At 55.9% G+C, this 20,125-nt stretch carries 19 protein-coding genes; 10 read left to right on the plus strand and 9 right to left on the minus strand.

Annotated elements, in window-relative coordinates; all coding sequences use genetic code 11:
• Positions 1-100: 100 nt before the first annotated feature.
• The 5 genes from ACN0V1_RS00970 to ACN0V1_RS00990 all read left to right on the plus strand — a co-directional run bounded on the left by ACN0V1_RS00970 (position 101) and on the right by ACN0V1_RS00990 (position 4,992).
• Positions 101-1,270, plus strand: coding sequence for an acyl-CoA dehydrogenase (locus ACN0V1_RS00970; RefSeq protein ID WP_417543192.1), 1,170 nt, complete (start codon positions 101-103; stop codon positions 1,268-1,270).
• Between the two features lie 32 nt (positions 1,271-1,302).
• Positions 1,303-2,499: an acyl-CoA dehydrogenase family protein gene (locus tag ACN0V1_RS00975; protein ID WP_291945720.1), complete on the plus strand. Its 1,197-nt coding sequence runs from the start codon at positions 1,303-1,305 to the stop codon at positions 2,497-2,499.
• A 10-nt stretch (positions 2,500-2,509) separates the two neighbouring features.
• A complete protein-coding gene (locus tag ACN0V1_RS00980) occupies positions 2,510-3,652 on the plus strand; it encodes an acyl-CoA dehydrogenase family protein (protein WP_417543193.1) in 1,143 nt (380 codons plus the stop codon).
• A gap of 110 nt (positions 3,653-3,762) precedes the next feature.
• Complete coding sequence (locus ACN0V1_RS00985) at positions 3,763-4,524, plus strand: class II aldolase/adducin family protein (RefSeq protein ID WP_417543194.1); 762 nt, start codon at positions 3,763-3,765, stop codon at positions 4,522-4,524.
• 12 nt (positions 4,525-4,536) lie between these two features.
• The gene (locus tag ACN0V1_RS00990; RefSeq protein WP_417543195.1) at positions 4,537-4,992 is read left to right on the plus strand and encodes a MaoC family dehydratase; all 456 of its coding nucleotides are present in this window, start codon (positions 4,537-4,539) and stop codon (positions 4,990-4,992) included.
• A 67-nt stretch (positions 4,993-5,059) separates the two neighbouring features.
• Here ACN0V1_RS00990 and ACN0V1_RS00995 read toward each other — a convergent pair whose 3' ends face one another.
• The 8 genes from ACN0V1_RS00995 to ACN0V1_RS01030 form a co-directional block, all read right to left on the minus strand.
• Positions 5,060-5,995: a ketopantoate reductase family protein gene (locus ACN0V1_RS00995; protein WP_417543196.1), complete on the minus strand. Its 936-nt coding sequence runs from the start codon at positions 5,993-5,995 to the stop codon at positions 5,060-5,062.
• Positions 5,992-7,662 (minus strand): long-chain fatty acid--CoA ligase, encoded by a 1,671-nt coding sequence (locus ACN0V1_RS01000; protein WP_417543197.1) that lies wholly within the window; start codon positions 7,660-7,662, stop codon positions 5,992-5,994. The genes ACN0V1_RS00995 and ACN0V1_RS01000 overlap by 4 nt, the downstream gene beginning before the upstream one ends.
• A gap of 25 nt (positions 7,663-7,687) precedes the next feature.
• Positions 7,688-8,467 (minus strand): 5'/3'-nucleotidase SurE, encoded by a 780-nt coding sequence (gene surE / locus ACN0V1_RS01005; protein ID WP_417543198.1) that lies wholly within the window; start codon positions 8,465-8,467, stop codon positions 7,688-7,690.
• Positions 8,464-9,528: a phosphotransferase gene (locus ACN0V1_RS01010; RefSeq protein ID WP_417543199.1), complete on the minus strand. Its 1,065-nt coding sequence runs from the start codon at positions 9,526-9,528 to the stop codon at positions 8,464-8,466. The genes surE and ACN0V1_RS01010 overlap by 4 nt, the downstream gene beginning before the upstream one ends.
• A gap of 172 nt (positions 9,529-9,700) precedes the next feature.
• Positions 9,701-10,468 (minus strand): SDR family NAD(P)-dependent oxidoreductase, encoded by a 768-nt coding sequence (locus ACN0V1_RS01015; protein ID WP_417543200.1) that lies wholly within the window; start codon positions 10,466-10,468, stop codon positions 9,701-9,703.
• Between the two features lie 166 nt (positions 10,469-10,634).
• Entirely contained in the window at positions 10,635-11,837 is a 1,203-nt protein-coding gene (locus tag ACN0V1_RS01020; protein ID WP_144778654.1) for an acyl-CoA dehydrogenase family protein, read from the minus strand.
• Between the two features lie 74 nt (positions 11,838-11,911).
• On the minus strand, positions 11,912-12,367 hold the full coding sequence (locus ACN0V1_RS01025) for a PaaI family thioesterase (protein WP_417543201.1): 456 nt from the start codon (positions 12,365-12,367) through the stop codon (positions 11,912-11,914).
• The gene (locus ACN0V1_RS01030; protein WP_417543202.1) at positions 12,367-13,161 is read right to left on the minus strand and encodes an SDR family NAD(P)-dependent oxidoreductase; all 795 of its coding nucleotides are present in this window, start codon (positions 13,159-13,161) and stop codon (positions 12,367-12,369) included. Before ACN0V1_RS01030 ends, ACN0V1_RS01025 begins: the two co-directional genes overlap by 1 nt.
• 174 nt (positions 13,162-13,335) lie before the next feature.
• Here ACN0V1_RS01030 and ACN0V1_RS01035 point away from each other — a divergent pair, with 174 nt between their 5' ends.
• Positions 13,336-14,937 carry a class I adenylate-forming enzyme family protein gene (locus ACN0V1_RS01035; RefSeq protein ID WP_417543203.1) on the plus strand — a complete coding sequence of 534 codons (1,602 nt, stop codon included), beginning with the start codon at positions 13,336-13,338 and terminating at the stop codon, positions 14,935-14,937.
• 16 nt (positions 14,938-14,953) lie between these two features.
• On the opposite strand, the gene ACN0V1_RS01040 is transcribed toward ACN0V1_RS01035, so the two are convergent.
• Positions 14,954-15,694: an enoyl-CoA hydratase/isomerase family protein gene (locus ACN0V1_RS01040; RefSeq protein ID WP_417543204.1), complete on the minus strand. Its 741-nt coding sequence runs from the start codon at positions 15,692-15,694 to the stop codon at positions 14,954-14,956.
• A gap of 163 nt (positions 15,695-15,857) precedes the next feature.
• Between ACN0V1_RS01040 and dctP the strand changes: the two genes are divergently transcribed.
• From dctP to ACN0V1_RS01060, 4 genes are all read left to right on the plus strand, one after another.
• Positions 15,858-16,904: a TRAP transporter substrate-binding protein DctP gene (dctP, locus tag ACN0V1_RS01045; RefSeq protein ID WP_417543205.1), complete on the plus strand. Its 1,047-nt coding sequence runs from the start codon at positions 15,858-15,860 to the stop codon at positions 16,902-16,904.
• 91 nt (positions 16,905-16,995) lie between these two features.
• Complete coding sequence (locus tag ACN0V1_RS01050) at positions 16,996-17,541, plus strand: TRAP transporter small permease subunit (protein WP_417543206.1); 546 nt, start codon at positions 16,996-16,998, stop codon at positions 17,539-17,541.
• Positions 17,538-18,848, plus strand: coding sequence for a TRAP transporter large permease (locus ACN0V1_RS01055; protein WP_417543207.1), 1,311 nt, complete (start codon positions 17,538-17,540; stop codon positions 18,846-18,848). Before ACN0V1_RS01050 ends, ACN0V1_RS01055 begins: the two co-directional genes overlap by 4 nt.
• Before the next feature lie 69 nt (positions 18,849-18,917).
• On the plus strand, positions 18,918-20,105 hold the full coding sequence (locus ACN0V1_RS01060; protein ID WP_417543208.1) for a CynX/NimT family MFS transporter: 1,188 nt from the start codon (positions 18,918-18,920) through the stop codon (positions 20,103-20,105).
• Positions 20,106-20,125: the final 20 nt, after the last annotated feature.

Consider the following 20,125-nt stretch of genomic DNA (forward strand, 5'->3'; position numbering starts at 1 on the left):
CCGGGCGCCCTTTCCCAGGTTGCTGACTTAACCTGAGCGAAGGGAGCATTGCCACTGTGACCGAACGGGTTAACAACTGTTTTTACTGAGGAGAAACAACATGGCTTCTGCACCTTGGGACGACTTGCTGCAGTTTGACAAGCAGCTGGACGAGACCGAACGTCAGGTTCGGGACAGCATTCGCGGTTTTTGTGATCAGCGCCTGATGCCCGGCATCGTCGAGGCCAACCGCCACGAAAAGTTCGATCGCAGCATTTTTACCGATATGGGCGATCTTGGCATGCTGGGCGCCACCCTGCCTGAAGAGTACGGCGGCCCAGGCCTCAATCACGTCTGTTACGGACTGATCGCCCGTGAGGTAGAGCGTGTTGATTCTGCTTATCGCTCTGCATTGAGCGTTCAGTCCTCACTGGTTATTCACCCAATTCACGCCTTCGGCCGGGAAGCCCTTAAAAAGCGCATTCTACCCAAGCTGGCCTCCGGCGAGATGGTGGGCTGTTTCGGCCTGACCGAGCCCAATCACGGTTCTGATCCAGGCGGCATGGAAACCCGTGCCAAGAAAGTGGACGGCGGCTACCTGCTGAGCGGCTCCAAAACCTGGATTACCAACTCTCCTATCGCCGATGTGTTAGTAGTCTGGGCCAAGCTGGATGGCAAGGTGAACGGATTTGTTATCGAGCGTGAAGGCGCCAAAGGCCTCGATACCCCGAAGATTGAAGGCAAATTCTCGCTGCGCGCATCTGATACCGGCTCTATCTTTATGGATGAGGTGTTTGTACCGGACGAAAACAAGCTGGACGTAGAAGGCTTGAAGGGTCCTTTCAGCTGCCTGAACAAAGCCCGCTTTGGCATCAGCTGGGGCTCTCTGGGCGCCGCGGAATTCTGCTGGCACGCTGCTCGCAACTACACCCTTGAGCGCAAGCAGTTCGGCAGGCCTCTGGCTGCCAACCAGTTGATCCAGAAGAAGCTGGTAGACATGCAAACCGAAATCACCTTGGGCCTGCAGGCCGCGTTGCAACTGGGCCGTATGATGGATAACGGCGACGCCACGCCGGATGCAATCTCTCTGCTCAAGCGCAATAACTGTGGCAAATCCCTGGATATCGCCCGGGTTGCCCGCGATATGCATGGCGGGAACGGTATAGCCGACGAATACCACGTAATCCGTCACGTTATGAACCTCGAAGCAGTGAATACTTACGAAGGCACTCATGACGTCCACGCCCTGATTCTTGGCCGTGGTCAGACCGGTATCGCAGCGTTTAGCTGAAGCCCAACAGCCCAACACGACGAGGCTATTCCATGAATATGAACTACACCACCGAGGAGCTCGCTTTTCGTGACGACGTGCGAGCGTTCCTGGATGAGAAACTGCCGGCAGACATCGCCGCCAAAGTGAAAGGTTTCCGCCACCTGTCCAAAGAGGACCATCAGCGTTGGCAGAAGATTCTCAGCGAACAGGGCTGGTACGCTTCGCACTGGCCGGAAGAGTATGGTGGTGTGCAATGGACGCCCGTTCAGAAACACATCTGGGATGAAGAATCCTGCCGCTACGGCGTGCCCCGTTCTGTGCCATTTGGCGTAAACATGGTGGCGCCGGTTATCATCAAGTTCGGCAACGAAGAGCAGAAGCAGACCTACCTGCCTCGCATCCTCAGCGGTGAAGACTGGTGGTGTCAGGGTTATTCCGAACCTGGTGCCGGTTCCGACCTGGCATCCCTGAAGACTCGTGCAGTTCGCCAGGGCGACCACTACATTGTGAATGGCCAGAAGACCTGGACCACCCTTGGCCAGTACGCCAACATGATTTTTTGCCTGGTGCGCACCAACACCGAGGTGAAAGCTCAGGCCGGCATCTCCTTTTTGCTGATCGACATGAACACGCCTGGTATCACCGTGCGCCCGATCATCACTCTTGACGGTGAGCATGAAGTGAACGAAGTCTTCTTTGAAGACGTAAAGGTTCCGGTTGAAAATCTGGTTGGCGAAGAAGACAAAGGCTGGACTTACGCCAAGTTCCTGCTGACATACGAGCGCACAGGCCTGGCCGGTATCGGCCTGTCCAAGGCAGCGCTGTCTCATCTGAAAGCGCTTGCCTCTCGCCGCATCAAGAATGGCCGCCCGCTGATTGAAGATACAACGTTCAGCCAGCGCATTGCCAAGGTCGAGATTGATCTTATGGCAGCAACCATCAGCAACCTGCGCATTATTGCAGCAGTTGAAGGCGGCGGCATGCCCGGTGCCGAAAGTTCCATGCTGAAGGTTAAAGGCACGGAAATTCGCCAGTCTATTAATGATCTGGCACGCAGAGCCATAGGGCCTTACGCCATTCCGTTTGTGGAAGAAGAACTGAGCCATGATTATGACGGCGAGTTCCTGTCAGACGAGAACGCTGCGCCCCTCTCTGCGCAGTATTTCAATAACCGTAAGCTCTCGATTTTCGGCGGATCCAACGAGATCCAGAAAAATATCGTGTCGAAAATGATTCTCGGGCTTTAAGGAGACGACCATGGATTTCCGACTCAATGAAGAGCAGCAAATGCTGCAGGACACCGTGGCCCGTCTGGTACGCGGTGAATACAGTTTTGAAAAACGTCTTGAGTTCAGTGAAACAGACGCCGGGTTCAGCGTGGATTTCTGGAGGCAGCTCAGTGAACTGGGCCTGACAGCTGTTCCTTTTTCGGAAGAGCTTGGCGGCTTTGGCGGTGGTGGTGTGGAAGTGCAGTCGGTCATGACCGAACTGGGCCGCGGCCTGTGTCTTGAACCCTACCTGCAATCTGTGATTTTTGGCGGCGGCCTTATTGGCCAGGCCGGCAACGACAGCCAGAAAGAAACCTGGCTGGGCGGGATTGCCAGTGGCGAGGTGCAAGCAGCGGTTGCACTTCAGGAGCCCCAGAGCTTTTACAATCTGAACGATGTAGAAACTCGCGCCGAGAAAAAAGACGGCGGCTACCTGCTCAACGGCCGCAAGGCTGTGGTCATTGGCGGGCATTGCGCTGACGTTATTCTGGTATCAGCACGCATGTCCGGTGATGCGCGAGATTCAGGCGGCATCAGCCTGTTTGCCCTCAAGGCAGACACCGCCGGCATTGAACGCCGGGTTTATCCAACCATTGACGGCTCCAAAGGCTGCGACCTTACCCTGAACAACGTTCAGGTAAGTGCCGGCGCCCTGCTGGGTGAAGAAGGTAAGGCCGCCGAGGTGATTGAGTATCAGGCAGGCCGCGCAATCGCAGCACTGTGTGCCGAAGCCGTCGGGGTTATGGAAGTCGCCAACGAGCTGACTCTGGATTACCTTAAACAGCGCAAGCAATTTGGCGTGCCTATTGGCAAGTTTCAGGTACTGCAGCACCGCATGGTCGACATGATGTCTGAACTGGAGCAGGCTCGCTCCATGGCTACTCTGGCCGCCAGCGTGGCAGACGAAGAGCAGAGCGGTGAGCGCCGCCGCGTGCTGGCTGCGGCTAAAAGCGTTATCGGCCGCAGCGGGCAGTTCATTTCAGAACAGGGTATACAGTCCCACGGCGGCATTGGCATGACATGGGAATACAACTTTGCCCATTACGCCAAGCGCCTGATCATGATCAACCACCAGCTGGGCGACGATGACTTCCACCTGGAGCGCTACGCATCCCTTTTGCGAGCAAGCTAAACTCCCTGATCAGTGAGCCTGAGACCTCCTTCTTATCAGTCAGAGGTCTTTTTCGGGGGTGGCTTGCCACCCCCTTTTTTATGCACAGCGAATAACAAGGTGAACAACGCATGACAACAAACACCTCAAGCACCGAAGTAAATGCCCTGAGAAAGGCCGAATGGCAGGTTCGTAGCCAACTGGCTGCGGCCTATCGTCTTGTTGCCCTGTTCGGGTGGGATGACCTGGTTTTTACCCACCTATCCGCTCGGGTACCTGGCCCCGAACATCACTTCCTTATTAACCCTTATGGCCTGTTGTTCCACGAGATTACCGCTTCCTCTCTGGTGAAGGTGGACAGGGACGGGCAAGTGGTGGAATCCGGCGGTCTTGGCCGGGTGAACCCTGCCGGCTTCACCATCCACAGCGCCGTGCACATGGGGCGCGACGATGCCGGTGCCGTTATGCATCTGCATGCGCCAGATGGTGTGGCGGTTTCCGCCCACAGAGACGGCCTGCTGCCCCTGAGCCAGACGGCTATGCTCTGCCTGGCGCACCTGAGTTACCACGATTATGAGGGCGTCGCGCTGAACCTGGATGAGCGTGAGCGCCTGATACGGGATTTGGGAGACAAGTCCATGATGATGCTGCGCAACCATGGAGTTCTGACCGCCGGTAAAGACGTAGCCGAAACCTTTACGTACCTGTACTTTCTGATGAAAGCCTGCGAGATACAGGTTAAAGCACAGAGTTGCGGCCCGGTCTGGATGCCCTCCGAGCAGGCCATCCAGACGACAGCGGATCAGTCACAAGCCCTGGGCAGCGCAGCAGCGCTCACCTGGCCGGCACTGCTTCGGCTTCTCGACAGCAAAAACCCAGGTTACGCGGTATAAAAGGGGCACAACATGGTGGAAATACAACTCGACGAGCTCGTTAACCACAAAGGAAGTCTGTGTTGCTACAGCCCCTGGCTCACGATCACGCAGGAGATGATCGGAGCCTTTGCCGATGCCACGGGTGACCACCAGTGGATTCACGTGGATGTGGAGCGGGCAAAGCGGGAGTCGCCGTGGAAAAGCCCGGTAGCCCATGGATACCTGACGGTATCTCTGATGTCCCGGCTCAACCCTCAGGCGCTGCGGGTAACGGGCACGAAGGCCACGATTAATTACGGGCTGAATAAGCTGCGATTCCCAGCGGCAGTGCCAGTGGGTTCGGAGATCCGCACTAAAGTCGAGCTGGTAGACGTTGTACCGGTGGATAACAAAAGAACCTTGGCGACTTACAAAACCACCGTGGAAATAAACCACCAGGACAAGCCGGCCTGCGTAGCAGAAAACCTCGCTATGTATGTAGTCTGAGCGAGACCTCTGAACAAAACTACGTTATTCGGAGCCCGGCAAGCGGGCTCTGAGTACTATCTGAATACTATTCCCGCCCCTCCAGCGCTGCACGCATCTTCAGAGTCACCAACACCGTATTCAGGTGAGGTACTGCAATGCCATGACGCCCGGCCAAGGTCACCACATTACCCAGAACCGCCTCCCGTTCAATCGGGCGGCCGTTCAGGTAATCCAGTGCCATACTGTTCTTGTAGGCGGGCATTTTGCGGGTGCCCTCAATATTCTTATCAATCAGTGCCTCATCCATTGGATAGCCTTCAGCAGCAGCCACAACCATCACTTCACGCATCATGGCCCGGATCAGCTCTTCGCCGCCCTCAGTGTCCAGAATGGTTCGGGTATCTGCACCGTTAGCAACAACCGACAGGGGGTTAAACGGGGTATTCCAGAGACACTTGCGCCAGCGCTCACCCACAACGCGTTCGGTCAGGTCAATATTAATCCCGCCCTCGGTAAATAGCTGAGACAAAACCCGGCAGTTCTCATCAACGCCTTCCGGGTAACGCCCCATCACTAGCTTGCCGTAGGATTTATGCTCCACGATGCCAGATTCTGTCCGACTCACGGCAATGAAAGCCAAGCAACTTATAAGAGGGTTGTCGGGGTAAGCATCGGCCAGCTCTCTCTCGATATCAAGCCCGTTTTCGATCAGCACCAGACGGGTTTTCTCGCCCATCCAGGGCGCGACCAGTGCAACCCGGTCCACACCGGGCAAAACCTTCACGCACAGAATGAGAAAGTCAGGCGATTCCTCCGGCAAATCACCATCCCGGTATACATGATCAGGTTCGTAGGACAGATCTCCAAGCGTGCTCGTGATCCGAATACCCTGGGCCCTGACCGCTTCGTAGTCTGAACGCAAAACGGTGCTCACCGAGCAACCGGCCTTCTTCAGAATGGCACCGTAGAAGCTGCCTATAGCGCCGGCGCCAACAATCAGAATACTGGGTTTATCGTTCATGATTTGTCCCTTCCCTTCCATTCTTCGTCCTGAAGCGCTCGCCACATCAACTTGCCTGTGGGGGACTTTGGCAGGGCACTCACAAATTCAACAATGGTAGGTACTTTATAGACTGCCATGTGTTCCTTGCACCAACCTGTAATGTCTTCAACGCGGGTGCTGCCTTCCGCTTCAGGTGTGAGCACGATACAGGCCTTCACTGTTTCACCCCGTTTGGGATCCGGCGACGAGATAATGCATACCTCATGAACGGCAGGGTGTCGGTACATGAGGCCCTCCACTTCCGATGGCCACACTTTGAATCCGGACGCGTTGATCATTCGCTTAAGGCGATCGACCATGAAGAAGTAACCCTCTTCGTCGTAGTACGCGAGATCGCCGGTGCGGAAAAAGCGCTTGCCCTCAATTTCGATAAACGCCGCATCGGTTTCGGCCGGCCGATTCCAGTAGCCGATGGTTACCTGCGGGCCACAGGAAACGATCTCACCGGTTTCACCAGGGCCTTTCTCTTCCAGGGTATCCACATCGATAATCCGGCTGTCCACATCAAACACCGGGATACCCAGGCATTGGGCTTTGGGCTTTGCGTTGGGGTTGATGTGGGTTGCGGCCATGGTTTCCGACAGGCCATAGCCCTCGATGTAGTTCAGGCCCGTCAGCTTTTTCAGTTTCTCCGCAACGGCGACCGGCATGGCGGCGCCTCCGCCACCAATCATGTTGAGGCTGGAGAGATCGTATTTACCAATATCCGGATTGGACAGGAAGTCCACAGCCATGGTGACGATATTGGTCCAGCCGGTGACCTTGTAGCGCTCAATGAGCCTTGATGCTGTAGTGCGATCCCAGCGGGTCATAATCACCGAAGTGGATCCGGCGAAAATCGGCCCGTTCATGGAGCCAGTCATGCCGGTTACATGGAAAAAAGGCAAGGTGGCCAACTGCACGCTGTCGGAAGTGCTAAGGTTCCAGAACACGCGGTGGACCGCCGTTGCCATCACCGAGCGATGCGTGTGCATACAGCCTTTTGGTGCACCGGTTGTACCCGAGCTATAGGGGATCACCGCCAGATCTTCCGGGCCAGCCGTATGTTTTCGGGGGCTATGGCCCGCCGCCAGGGCGCTTTCCCAGCTTGCCAGGCCTGGAACATCGCCCGACCAGGCGGGGCTGGCCACTTCCGCAGGCAAGTCCAGGTCGGTACCTGGCTTGATATAGGTGTTATATGAAGCCACCACGACCTGCTCCAGATCGGTGTTTTCCAACATCGGCGCAATGTACTCGGCCAGCTCCTGGCCCGCCAGGCAGACGGCCGAGCGGGTATCCGCAATAAAGTGTTCGAGTTCTGCGGCCCGGTTCATGGGGTTCACCGGAATCACCACTGCATCCGCTCGCAGAATCGCATAGTAAGAAATCACATACTGCGGAGAGTTCTGCATGTACAACAGTACCCGATCACCCTTTTTTACACCCTGTGCCTGCAGATAACCTGCCATGGCCTCCACTTCCGCCAGCAACCGACGGTATGTGATGAACGCATCATAGAAAATAATGGCGGTGTGTTCGGGATAACGCAGGGCCGAGATTTCCAGGTTGGTAAATACACTGGTTTTCGGCAGAGTCATGGTCTTGGGCAATTCTTTAGGCCAGACCGCATAGTGGCGTGTGAACATGATTGTTGTTCTCTTCAGGTTTAAATCAGTCTGCCAGCATTGCGGACAGATCAAATTCTTTGGTTTCCCCGGGCAGGGGGTCTTCGTGCCGTAACGGCGTAATAGCAATCGCCCTGTCTCTCAGCACAGCAACATCGGAATCCAGCGCTACGATATGCCGAGAACTGCGATCAAACCCAAGCCACCAGTATGGCAGGCTGCGAGAATCCTGGCCGGCTTGCAGGCGGGCGTTCTGAATGGAACCGCTTGATTGCTGGCACCAGCGTGCCGAGACAATGTCTGCCGCCTCGCAGGCGGGGAAATTCACGTTCCAGGCCCGCGTTTCGCCCGGCTGCCACAGCTTACGGATGATCGTTTCACCAAAGCGCTCGACGGGTGCCCAGTCGATGCCGTCCCGAGACAAAAAAGCCTGGCTCAGAGCAATGGCGGGAATGTTCATGTGGTGAGCGCTGAGCACAGCACCTACCGTTCCCGAATACTGCACTGAATCGCTGATGTTGGCACCGCAATTAACGCCAGACAACACCAGGTCCGGAGGTGCTTCACCAAACCACTGGGCAAGAGAGTAGAGCACGCAGTCCGCCGGCGTACCGGAAATCGCGAAGCGCTTTTCTCCCGTTTCATAAACCCGCAAAGGGTGATGTATCGAGATACTCTGGCCTGCACCACTGCGATCGTGCTCTGGGGCAACAACCCAAACCTCTTCTGCCAGATTACGGGCAATTTTTTCCAGCCTCGCCAACCCCGGAGCGTTAATGCCGTCGTCGTTGGTGATAAGGATGCGCCGAACCATGGGGGCGGTCATATCCGCTCTCCTGCACTTGCAATTGCCCAGCCGGTTTCGGCCAGCATACTGGCACGCTTACCCACTTCCAGGGCATTGGCGTTGGCGGCGTTACCGTCGAGCGCCCGCTTGTAGACACCTTGAACGATAGAGGCCAGGCGGAACAGTGAAAACGCGAGATACACGTGCCAGTCTGCAATGCTTTCACGGCCGGTTTTAGCGCAGTAGCGAGCAATGGTTGCCTGCTCATCCGGGATGCCTAGTGCTTCCAGATCTTCTCCCAGCAGTCCGCGCATACCTGGCATATCCGATGGCAGATGATAAGGCAGACAGTAGTAGGCCAGATCCGCCAGCGGGTGGCCAAGTGTTGAAAGCTCCCAATCCAGAACGGCAATCACCTCGGGTTTGTCCGTCGCCAGCATCAGGTTACCGAAGCGATAGTCACCGTGGGCAATGGCGCACTCATCGGTCGAGGGCAGGTTTTCAGGCAGCCAGGCCATTAGTTTGTCCATGGCGGGCATGTCGTCGGTTTTGGCTGCCAGATACTGTTTGCTCCAGCGCGAAACCTGGCGTGCCACATAGCCTTCCGGGCGACCGTAATCGCCAAGGCCAACGGCATTCACATCAACGGAATGCAGCTCTGCGAGAGTGTCGATGGCGGAGTGGTGGGCTGGCAGCCTTTCCTGACGATCCAGCTCTCGCAAGGCGGAATGGCTGACAATGCGGCCCTCCAGAAAGTCCATCACGTAGAAGGGCGTACCAATGATCTCGCTGTCTTCACACAGGACTCGGGCCTTGGGTACCGGGAAGTTGGTGTTGCCTGAGAGTGCCCGGATAACCTTGTACTCCCGCTCCACCATGTGTGCGGAAGGCAGCGTTTTACCCGGAGGTTTTTTCCGGAGAACATAACGGCCGCGGTCGGTTTCCAGCAGGAACGTGGGATTCGACTGGCCACCTTGGAACTGTTTGATTGCCAGACGGTTACCAACCTCTGGCAACTGCTTTTGCAGCCAAACCAAAAGTCTGGACTCGTCGAATTTGTGTGCTGGCAGAACCTCTACCAATTCCGGCTTCATACTCATGATTCGTCTCAGCGTTCTTTAATCTTTAGGTGTCGCAGCCTGCAAAAGGTCAGCGGACGGTGGGTGATGTGTCTTTCTGCAGGGAACAAAGGTGTCTGAGCGCAGCGAGTTCTTTTTCCCGGAAGAAAGACACACCAACCGCCGGCCTCACCGCCACTCGCGAGGCCCTGTCTCAACAAATAGTTTCGCCGCCGTCGGCTACTATGGTTTGGCCGGTTATGTAGGCGCTGGCTTTGGTTGACAGGAATACGGCCAGGCCGGCGATGTCTACGGGGTCGCCGATTCTTCTTAGCGGGGTCTTATCTTCGGCACGTTTAACACGAACGGGGTCTTCCCAGAGTGCTTTGGCGAAGTCGGTTTTGATCAGGCCAGGGGCGATGCTGTTGATGCGGATACCTTTTGGACCCCATTCCACGGCCAGGTTTCTCGCCAGTGCGGCTTCTGCGGCCTTGGATACACCGTAGGTACCGATGGTAGTGTTACCACGGATTCCGGCGATGCTGGACAGCATCACAACGGCGCCCTCGCCTTTCTCCGCCATCTGCGGCAGCACCATGTTGGTGAGCCAGAAGGAACCTTTAACGTTGGTGTCCATGATCTTGTCCCAGGCCTCGTCGGTCATTTCGGAGGTTGGGCCATAAACGGGGTTGGTGGCAGCGTTGCATACGAGCACGTCGATAGTGCCCCAGGCTTCATTTGTCTTGTTCACCAGGTTCTGCAGGTCGTCTTTTTTACCGACGTGGCAGGGTATGGCCATGGCCTCATAACCTTGCGCTTTCAGCTCATTCGCAACCTGCTCACAAGCGTCGGCTTTGCGGCTGGAGATAACAACTCTAGCGCCCAGCCGGGTCATTTCTTCGGCAATTGAACGGCCGATGCCTTTGGTGGAACCCGTGATTAAGGCCACCTTTCCAGTCATATCAAAAAGCGGGTTGTTCATAACTCGATCCTCATTCTCAATACTCGGAGAACGAACGGGGAGGCACCTGCCGGGACTGTGAAAAACATGGATGTTTTTCTCAAGCCTACATGGACGTATTCACGGCGTGTCCCGGCAGGTGCCTCCCCGTTTGTTCGGGCACCCGACGATGCGGGTCGAATCATTTTTATCGGTACTGACGCAGTTCAATCTTGGCGACAGAATCCAGATGCACCTCATCCGGGCCATCCGCCAACCGCAGCGTCCTGACCTTGGCCCAGGCTGACGCGAGGAAGGTGTCCTGGCTCACACCGGCACCACCGTGCACCTGAATGGCACGGTCGAGCACCTTCAAAGCCATGCTCGGAGCAATCACCTTGATCATGGCGATTTCCTGACGGGCTACCTTATTACCCACGGTATCCATCATGTGTGCTGCCTTCAGCGTCAACAGCCGCGCCTGCTCGATCTCGATGCGACTACGGGCAATGTCCTTACGGATAGAATCAAAGCTGGACAGCGGCTTACCGAATGCCTCGCGCTCGTTGGCACGCTTACACATCAGCTCCAACGCACGCTCAGCCACACCAATGGTGCGCATGCAGTGGTGAATGCGACCTGGCCCAAGACGACCCTGGGCGATTTCAAAACCACGCCCTTCACCCAGTAGCATATTGGTAACAGGAACCCGCACGTTTTCGTAATGAACCTCTGCATGACCGTGAGGTGCGTGATCATAACCAAACACTGTCAGCGGGCGGACCAGTTTCACGCCGGGCGCATCCAACGGCACCAGAATCATGGATTGCTGCTGATGCTTGGGCGCTGTCGGATCGGTCTTGCCCATTACGATGGCAATTTTTGCCGAGGTCGTCATGGCACCTGAAGACCACCACTTTTTGCCGTTGATCACATATTCATCGCCTTCGCGCCGAATTTCACAGGCAATATTGGTGGCATCAGAGGAGGCCACATCCGGCTCGGTCATGGAGAAACAGGAACGGATTTCGCCCGCCAGCAAAGGCTTAAGCCACTGTTCCTGCTGCTCTTCATTGCCGTACCGCGCGATGGTTTCCATGTTGCCGGTATCCGGCGCGGAGCAGTTGAACACCTCCGGTGCCATTTCAGAACGACCCATGATTTCGCACAGGTGGGCGTATTCAAAGTTGGTCAGACCGGCGCCCAAATCACTCTCCGGTAGAAACAGATTCCAGAGACCCTCGGCCTTCGCCTTCACTTTCAGCTCTTCGATGATCGGAACCGGCGCCCAACGATTCTCTGCCTTTTCAATCTGTTCGTGGTGCGTGTGTTCGTTGGGATAGATGTGCGCATCCATGAACTCGTTCAGCTGCGCCTGCAGCTTTTTTACTCTGTCAGATAACTCGAACATGTCGCTTCCTCTTTAATAATGATTCGTTGACCGGTCTTCATCGCCGATCAGGCTTTTGTTAAATGTTCTGAAAATCAGATAGGAACGCCTTCGGGCTTGTCGCTGCCAGACCGAATCCGGAACGTGCCCTCGGCAATGGCAAGCAGGTTGCCTTTGTCGTCATGGACTTCGCCGGTGCTATTGAAAATCCGCGTGCCACCCGCCCGCTTGCGCCCGGTCACACGAATGGTGCCGCTGGAGCATTGGCCGGTAAACGTCGTGGTTAAAGACAGGGTGATGGCTTTGCGCATCCGCCCCGGGTAGGGACAGTGTGTGCCGGCTTGCGCCATGGCAATATCAAGCAGTGAGGTAAGCACGCCGCCGTGGATAACCCCGCCCAGATTCAGATGCCTCGGCTGCAGCTCCAGCGCAATAACCGCTTCATTTTCCTCCCAGGAGGCCTGGCGGTATCCGAGCAGGTTATGAAAGCCCGGCAGCTCTGTGCCATCTACATAAGCACCATCGACAGAAGACAATTCTTGCTTGCTCATTACACTTTCATTCCTGGCAGATTCAGAGAGGCAGTATTGCCGCCATCTACCGGCAGCGCTTGCCCGGTGATATAGCTGGCATCGTCACTGGCAAAAAACAGAATGGCCGCCGCGATTTCTTCCGGGTTGCCATAACGGCGGAGTTCGCAGCGAGCGCCCAGCTTGTGGGCTTTTTCATGGGCGCGGGCGTATTCAAATATCGGTTTTGTCATGCCGGTTTCTACCAGACCCGGGCACACGGCATTCACACGAACATTGTCGGCACCAAGATCACACGCAGCAGTCATGGTAAGGTTAATCACTCCAGCCTTGGAGGCGCTGTACGCGTTGCCCCCTGCGCCGGACCGGATACCGGCAACCGAAGCTGTATTGATAATAGAACCGAGTTTGCGCGCCTGCATATGGGGCGCAACGTGCTTGATGAGCAACATGGTGCCAACGAGGTTAACGGACAACACACTGTCCCATTCGTCTCGTTCGTTTTCAGTTACCGGCGGATGGCCTTTAACCGTGCTCGCAATGCCCGCGATATTGCACAGAATGTCGATCTTCCCGTAAGCTTTGATAGCCTCGTTTACCAGACCTTTCACCTGAGCCTCATCGGCAACGTTGACGATACGTCGGCGGTGTTCAGCGCCTTCCGGCATCAGGTTACCGGTTTCAATCAGGCCCGACTCGGACGTGTCCGCCATGACCACTCGAGCACCCTCGCGGGCCAGTCGCAAAGCGGTTGCCCGACCAATGCCACTGCCGGCCCCGGTGACAAGTGCTACCCGGTTCTCAAAACGCCCCATGCCGATGCTCCTTGTGTCTCTGGCTTTATTATTGTGGGTTTTATTATTGTGGGTTTTATTATTGCGCTGGCGGTTTTGCTTTCGTATTAATTTGTCATGCCTTCCGCTTTTGAGTCAATATAATCGGAAGTAAATTTCACTAGTCAAAACACCATAGCAGCATAAGGCACAAAAATGAAAAGTAACCTGAGCAAAATGCCGGTGTATGCACCCATAACCCAAAACGAACCCATGGAAGCCATCGGCCACCGGATACAGGCGTTTGCAGCCACCCGCGCAGACCATCCAGCATTGATCACTGAGCAGGGCACAGTGAGTTGGCGCGCCCTTCTGGATCGAACGAACCAGATCGCCAACCGCCTGAGAGTCGCAGGCCTGCGGACCGGCGACTCAGTTGCTGCGTTGTCGGAGAACAGTGCCGATTATGTTGCGCTGTATCTTGGCGTACTGACTGCAGGCGGCTGCATGGTGCCGCTTTCAGGCATGGCCAGTGCAGAAGCCCTGAACCTGATGCTGTCCGATTGCAGCGCGGATTTTCTGTTTGTGTCGCAAAAAAACCATGACCTCCTTCGTAGCTTCCGGCCAGCACTGAAGGAATTGTCAGGCGATCGAATTATTGCACTGGATGACGATGGTGAAGGGATTGGCGAGACCCTGAGCGACTGGCTGGGCAATGCCTCTGCAGAAGCCGCGCCCGCAGATGTAACAATGGATGATGCCTTTAACATCATCTATAGCTCCGGCACGACCGGCACCCCGAAAGGCATCCTTCATGACTACCGTTTCCGGCAGAGACAGATGGTGCGCATGAGCCGCTTCGGGTTGGATGGCGATGCCGTTAACCTGGTCTCAACACCGCTGTACTCCAACACCACACTTGTTTCAGTGTTACCCACGCTGTTCCATGGCGGCACCCTGATTATCATGGCGAAGTTCGACGCTCGTCGGTTTCTGGAACTGGCCGAAGCACACCGTGTGACCCACGCCATGCTGGTGCCTGTGCAATACCAGAGGATCCTGGCTGACACGGAGTTTGAACGATTCGACCTCTCCAGCTTCAAGCTGAAACTCTGCACCAGTGCACCTCTTAGACCCGACGTAATAGCCGACGCTATGGCGCGTTGGCCCGGCAATATACGGGAAGTTTACGGCCTCACAGAGGGCGGCATTTCAACCAGCCTCGATTGCGCCGCGCACCCGGATAAGTGGAGTTCCGTGGGCGTTCCGACGGAAGGCGCGGAGGTGCGCGTAATCAACGAGGATGGCCATGAACTGCCGAAAGGCGAAATCGGCGAGCTTGTTGGTCGGGCGATTTCAATGATGCGTGGCTATGTGAATCGGCCAGAGCAGACCCAGGAAATGCTGTGGCAAAGCCCGCAAGGCAATATGTTTTATCGCAGCGGAGACATGGGACGAATCGACGAGGACGGTTTTATTCATATTCTCGACCGCCGCAAGGACATGATCATTTCCGGCGGATTCAACATCTACGCAGTGGACCTTGAAGAAGCGCTGCTGGCGCATCCAGCGGTGGACGATGCAGCGGTTATCGGTGTTCCAAGCGAACAGTGGGGTGAAACACCGTTAGGCCTGGTCGTTCTCAAGCCCGGACACAAAGAGTCCGGGCCGGCGATACTCGAATGGGCCAACGAAAAACTGGGCAAAAGCCAGCGCATCTCTGCCATCGAATTCCGGGATGAGCTGCCCCGCTCCACCATCGGCAAAATCCTCAAACGGGAGCTGCGCGAGCCCTACTGGCAAGCTATCCCACACTAGCTCACGCCAATTCCGCTCAGCGCCGGGCCAGCTTATCCAGTGCGGCCCGGCAATCTTCGGAGCGAAGCCGCTCAGTAAACACCTTCCTCTCCCGTTCCAGCGCTCGCTCTATCTGCTCCCGCCAAGGCGCCCGGATCAATCGCTTACTGGCCCGCAGTGCCTCTCGGGGCTTACTTGCCAGGTTTCCGGCAATTACCAACGCTTCAGACAAAGCCTGCCCATCACCCACAAGTCGGCTTACCAGCCCGCAATCCCTGGCCTCCCTGCCGCTGATCACATCACCCAGCAATAAAAGATCGGTGGCTTTACGGGTCCCCAGATGCAAAGGCATAGTGACTGTCGAGGCGGCCTCGGGCACCAGCCCAAGATCCACAAACGCTGTTTTGAATTTCGCATTTTCGGTCGCCACTACAACATCCACATGCAACAACAAAGTAGTGCCAATCCCGATTGCCAAGCCTTCAACGGCCGCTATAACCGGTGTATCGCAATCCATCAGCGCTTCAATAAAAGCCAACCCGGCGGACGGCTTCGGGTGTTCATCCGTAGCGCGAGCCCGAAAATCATCCAGGTCGTTGCCGGCAGTGAACACACCGCCTGCGCCGGAGATAACAATGGCACTAACGGTCTCGTCTCCATTGGCACGGTTTAAAGCGCGACTCAGCTGCTGATACATATCCCGGGTCAAGGCGTTTTTCTTCTCAGGACGATTGATAACAAGCTGAAGCACACCATAAGACTGCTGACTGACGATCATTGAGCTATCCTTTTAATATATTCTGTTGTCCAAGCCTAAAACATCCTATTGCAAAAACCCGATCTTGTGATAGATTCACCAAACAATAGTTCACCCTGCAGTCGCAAGTTCTGCACAGTGAAACAACAAGAACCATCATTACAACAACGAACGAGGCACAGTCATGAATCTCTTCGCCAACGCACGCAAGACCCTGACCGTTTACGCGTCAGCCCTTACGCTTGGGGTTTCCGCTGCCCTGACCGCCGCACCCGCAGCAGCCCAGGAAACCTTCACCTGGAAAGTACAGTCCCACTGGCCAGGCGCCAGCAGCTCCTACACAGACAGCCTGGTAAGGCTGCAACGAGTTCTGGAAGAGCGCACAGACGGGCGCCTCAAGCTCAAACTTTATGAAGCCGGCGCGCTTTTCAAGGCTCAGGAAACGTTCAATGCCGTGAGCCGCGGTATTCTTGAAATGGGCACGATTTCACCCTCTTACGCTCAGGATAAAGTTTCCCTTGCCGGCATTGCCTCCGGCCTGCCCTTTGCGTTCCGTAACGTCTGGGAGGCTGAATACTTCCATCAGGGCATGGGCTTTGAGCAGATGCTCCGTGACGAAGCGGCAGAGCATGGCGTTTACTGGGCGACCGATAAAGTGTACCCCACCGAAATGGTGGTCAAAAAGCCTATCAATAACTGGGACGATTTCACCAGCCTGAAGATTCGCTCCTCCGGTGTTCTGCAAAAGTTCCTGACCGAAGCGGGTGCTGCAGCATCTTATATTCCGGGCAGCGAGCTATACTCGGCACTGGACTCGGGCATTGTTGACGGTGCTCATTGGGGCGCCGCTCAGGGCGCTGCCAGCATGGCTCTGTATGAAGTGGCCAAGTACCATGTTCAACCAGCCCTGAACATTGCGGGCACAGACGTCATCATTGTCAGCATGAAGGCGCTGAACAAGTTGCCGGAAGACATGCAGCAGATCGTCAAAGACGCACTTGATGAGCAATTCTGGATTCGTACCAACGAATACCTCTACAAGGAGCGCCTTACCCTGGCCAAGGTCATCGCCGAACAGGGCGTGCAGGTAAACGTTCTGCCGGATGACGTTCAGGACAAGCTGGTAAAAGCAGCTCAGGCAATGTGGGACGAGGAAGGTGAGCGCAGCGAAAACGCCAAGAAGGCGCTGGACATGCTGAAGGGCTACCTGGCCGAGCTCGGTTACCTCTGAGTAAAGAAATCAAATAATTGATAAAGGCCGGAGTCTTTGACGTCCGGCCTTTTTATCCCTGACGCAACCCAACATCCTCCGGGAGAATGCCATGAGTGTGCTGACCGCATTCATTAGTGGGGTTACCCGCCTTAATGACTTTGTCGGGCGCTGGATAGCCTTGCTCGTTTTCGCCATGTTCGCGTTCCTGCTACTGGAGGTGGGATTTCGTTATCTGCTGAACGCACCCACAGTCTGGACCAACGAGCTTACCCAGATGCTGTTCGGCGTTTATGCGGTCATGTCCGGAGGCTACATCATGGCTCATCGGGGCCATGTCAATGTCGACCTTCTGCACTCACATCTACCCCCACGCAAGCGGGCGGTAATGGACATTTTCACCTCTCTGATATTTTTCATTTTTACCCTTGCCCTGCTGTGGTTCGGCATTGATATGGCAAGCGAATCCATCTCGAGCTGGGAGACCACCTACTCAGCCTGGAACCCACCAATCTGGCCAGTCAAGCTCGCCATTCCTGTCGGCACCGGACTGCTGGTACTGCAGGGCCTGGCCAAGCTCCTTGAAGACATTGCCATTGCCTTCAATCTGGATTATTACCGCCCGGATCAGAGCATTTCCGAAGGAGAGCAGTCGTGAGTATTGAAATCCTGACCCTCCTGTTTTTCGGCTCGCTGCTGTTTTTCCTGCTACTGGGCTTGCCGCTGGCTTTTGTTCTCGGTGGCGTTTCGGTGATTTTTCTCTATTTCACCTGGGGATTTGATTCCTTCTATATGGTGGCCTCGCAGATCTGGGGCACCATGGGCAGCTTTACCCTGGTTGCCATACCCCTGTTTGTTTTCATGGCCATGGTGCTGGAACGAACCGGTGTCGCACGGGATCTGTACCGGATGATGCACCTGTGGTTTGGTGGCCTTCGCGGCGGTCTGGCAATAGGAACCCTGGTTATCTGCGCGGTATTTGCGGCCATGGTTGGTATCAGTGGTGCCGCAGTGGTTGCCATGGGCACCATCGCTCTGCCCTCCATGCTGGAGCGGGGCTACGACCGCAAGATGGCGCTAGGGGTAATCAATACAGGTGGCGGCTGGGGCATTCTGATACCACCCAGCATACTGATGATTCTCTACGCACTGATTACCGGTGTCTCTGTAGGCCAGATGTTCGCAGCCGGCATCATGCCGGGTGTGCTGCTGATGGTTATGACCGTTCTTTACATCCTTGTACGCTCTACCCTGCAGCCGCACCTGGCACCCGCGCTGCCGCCGGAAGAACGTGGCACCTGGCCCGAAAAGCTCCGCGCCCTGAGGGCTGTACTGCTGCCCATTGGCGTTGTTTTCATGGTGTTGGGCTCCATTATCGGCGGCATCACCACGCCAACAGAAGCCGCCGCCATGGGTGTTCTCGGCTCGCTAATTTCGGCAGCCGTTTATCGCCAACTCAAGTGGAGCATCCTGCAGGAAGCTGCTATTCGCACCTTCAAGCTCACCGGCATGATCATGTGGATTCTGTTTGCCGCCCACGCATTCAGCGCGGCATACCAAAGCATGGGTGCGCAGGAGCTTATCGAAGGCATGATGCAGCACATCCCTGGTGGCCCCTGGGGCATCATCATTGCAATGATGGTGATCATCTTCTTCCTGGCCATGGTGCTCGACCCGGTTGGCATCATGCTGATTACTCTGCCGGTGTTTATGCCGATCGTGAAATCCCTTGGCTTCGATCCGATCTGGTTCGGCATCCTGTTCGTGATCAACATGGAGATCGGCTACAAGACACCACCCTTCGGATTTAACCTGTTCTACCTGAAAGGTGTGGTACCGCCGCAAATCACCATGAAAGATATCTATACTTCCGTGATTCCGTTCGTGATCATCGAGATACTGGCTATTGGCATCATTATGGTCTTTCCGGAAATCGCCACTTGGCTGCCGGGTGTGTTCTTCTGACCGATCAGTGAGGTGCACCAAAATGGGGTTTGATAATCAATCAACCCTCGCTAAACCAAGTTGACGTTAATGACCGGAAAAACCAGCCGCCGACAATCCCGCAACGCCATAATGATGTTCGTGGGCATGATGCTGGTCGCCCTCAACCTGCGCCCGGCACTGACCAGTGTCGGGCCGGTACTCAAAACCATCGGCGATAGCCTTTCGTTGTCATCCATCGGCCAAGGCGTGCTTACAACACTGCCCGTGCTGCTTCTGGGTCTGGCAGCACCGATTGCTCCGCGTGCTGCGCGTAAACTTGGTATGGAGCGGGCGGTGCTGGCCGCCCTCATAATCCTCGGCGTGGCTCTGATCGCACGCCCTTACCTCGGCGTCAGTGGTTTGTTCCTGGGCACAGCGATCGCCGGCGGATGCATCGGCGTAATGAGCGTTTTGCTACCGGGAATCGTCAAGCGCGACTTCCCTGACTCAGCAAGTCTGATGACCGGTATTTATACGGCTGCACTGTGCACCGGCGCCGCCGTGGCAGCCGGCACGACTGAGCCACTGCGTATAGCTTTTGGCAATGCCTGGCACCCCGCTCTGGCATTCTGGGCAATACCCGTCGTAATTGCGGCGGTCGTCTGGTGGCTTCAGCTTGATGGCAAACAGGTTCCCAAGGCACCCCGCGCGCCAAAAAAATCCCTTTTCAAGGACACACTGGCCTGGCAGATCGCTTTTTATATGGGCTTGCAGTCATCCCTCGCGTATACGATTTTCGGCTGGTTACCGACGATCCTGCAGGACCGGGGCATTGACGCAGTTAACGCCGGACTGGCCCTGTCGGTATCGATTCTTATGCAGGTGCCATCCGCTATCGCAGCTCCCTGGATAGCCAGCCATATGCGCGATCAGCGAGCCATGGTCGTCCTGGTCATGCTGGCGATACTCATCGGAATTGGCGGCAGCATTTATGCGCCTATCGAAGGGGTGTGGTTGTGGGTGGTTTTGCTGGGGTTGGGCCAGGGTGGGGCATTCAGCATAGCGCTCACACTGCTTGCCGTAAGAGCAAGGGATGCAGAGACCGCCGCGCGCTTATCGGGCATGGCGCAAAGCGTAGGCTACACCATGGCTGCCCTGGGCCCGTTGTTTGTCGGTATTCTGCACGAAAAATTCGACAGCTGGAGTGTTGCAGGCGGTTTCCTTGGCCTGATCGCGATTAGCGCCATAATTGCCGGGCTGGGAGCCGGTCGCAGACGTTACGTACTGGATCAGTAAGCCGGGCTGCAGGCGCCGCG

Source organism: Marinobacter sp. (assembly GCF_048266785.1).
Taxonomy (GTDB): Bacteria; Pseudomonadota; Gammaproteobacteria; order Pseudomonadales; family Oleiphilaceae; genus Marinobacter.

Coding starts and splice junctions, on each gene's coding strand:
- ACN0V1_RS01040 (WP_417543204.1), bottom strand. CDS start 15,694: ATGATCGTCAGTCAGCAGTCTTATGGTGTGCTTCAGCTTGTTATCAAT.
- ACN0V1_RS01020 (WP_144778654.1), bottom strand. CDS start 11,837: ATGTTCGAGTTATCTGACAGAGTAAAAAAGCTGCAGGCGCAGCTGAAC.
- ACN0V1_RS01010 (WP_417543199.1), bottom strand. CDS start 9,528: ATGAGTATGAAGCCGGAATTGGTAGAGGTTCTGCCAGCACACAAATTC.
- ACN0V1_RS00995 (WP_417543196.1), bottom strand. CDS start 5,995: ATGAACGATAAACCCAGTATTCTGATTGTTGGCGCCGGCGCTATAGGC.
- ACN0V1_RS01025 (WP_417543201.1), bottom strand. CDS start 12,367: ATGAGCAAGCAAGAATTGTCTTCTGTCGATGGTGCTTATGTAGATGGC.
- ACN0V1_RS00985 (WP_417543194.1), top strand. CDS start 3,763: ATGACAACAAACACCTCAAGCACCGAAGTAAATGCCCTGAGAAAGGCC.
- ACN0V1_RS00970 (WP_417543192.1), top strand. CDS start 101: ATGGCTTCTGCACCTTGGGACGACTTGCTGCAGTTTGACAAGCAGCTG.
- dctP (WP_417543205.1), top strand. CDS start 15,858: ATGAATCTCTTCGCCAACGCACGCAAGACCCTGACCGTTTACGCGTCA.
- ACN0V1_RS01000 (WP_417543197.1), bottom strand. CDS start 7,662: ATGTTCACACGCCACTATGCGGTCTGGCCTAAAGAATTGCCCAAGACC.
- ACN0V1_RS01030 (WP_417543202.1), bottom strand. CDS start 13,161: ATGGGGCGTTTTGAGAACCGGGTAGCACTTGTCACCGGGGCCGGCAGT.
- ACN0V1_RS01060 (WP_417543208.1), top strand. CDS start 18,918: ATGACCGGAAAAACCAGCCGCCGACAATCCCGCAACGCCATAATGATG.
- ACN0V1_RS01015 (WP_417543200.1), bottom strand. CDS start 10,468: ATGAACAACCCGCTTTTTGATATGACTGGAAAGGTGGCCTTAATCACG.
- ACN0V1_RS00990 (WP_417543195.1), top strand. CDS start 4,537: ATGGTGGAAATACAACTCGACGAGCTCGTTAACCACAAAGGAAGTCTG.
- ACN0V1_RS00980 (WP_417543193.1), top strand. CDS start 2,510: ATGGATTTCCGACTCAATGAAGAGCAGCAAATGCTGCAGGACACCGTG.
- ACN0V1_RS01050 (WP_417543206.1), top strand. CDS start 16,996: ATGAGTGTGCTGACCGCATTCATTAGTGGGGTTACCCGCCTTAATGAC.
- surE (WP_417543198.1), bottom strand. CDS start 8,467: ATGACCGCCCCCATGGTTCGGCGCATCCTTATCACCAACGACGACGGC.
- ACN0V1_RS01035 (WP_417543203.1), top strand. CDS start 13,336: ATGAAAAGTAACCTGAGCAAAATGCCGGTGTATGCACCCATAACCCAA.
- ACN0V1_RS00975 (WP_291945720.1), top strand. CDS start 1,303: ATGAATATGAACTACACCACCGAGGAGCTCGCTTTTCGTGACGACGTG.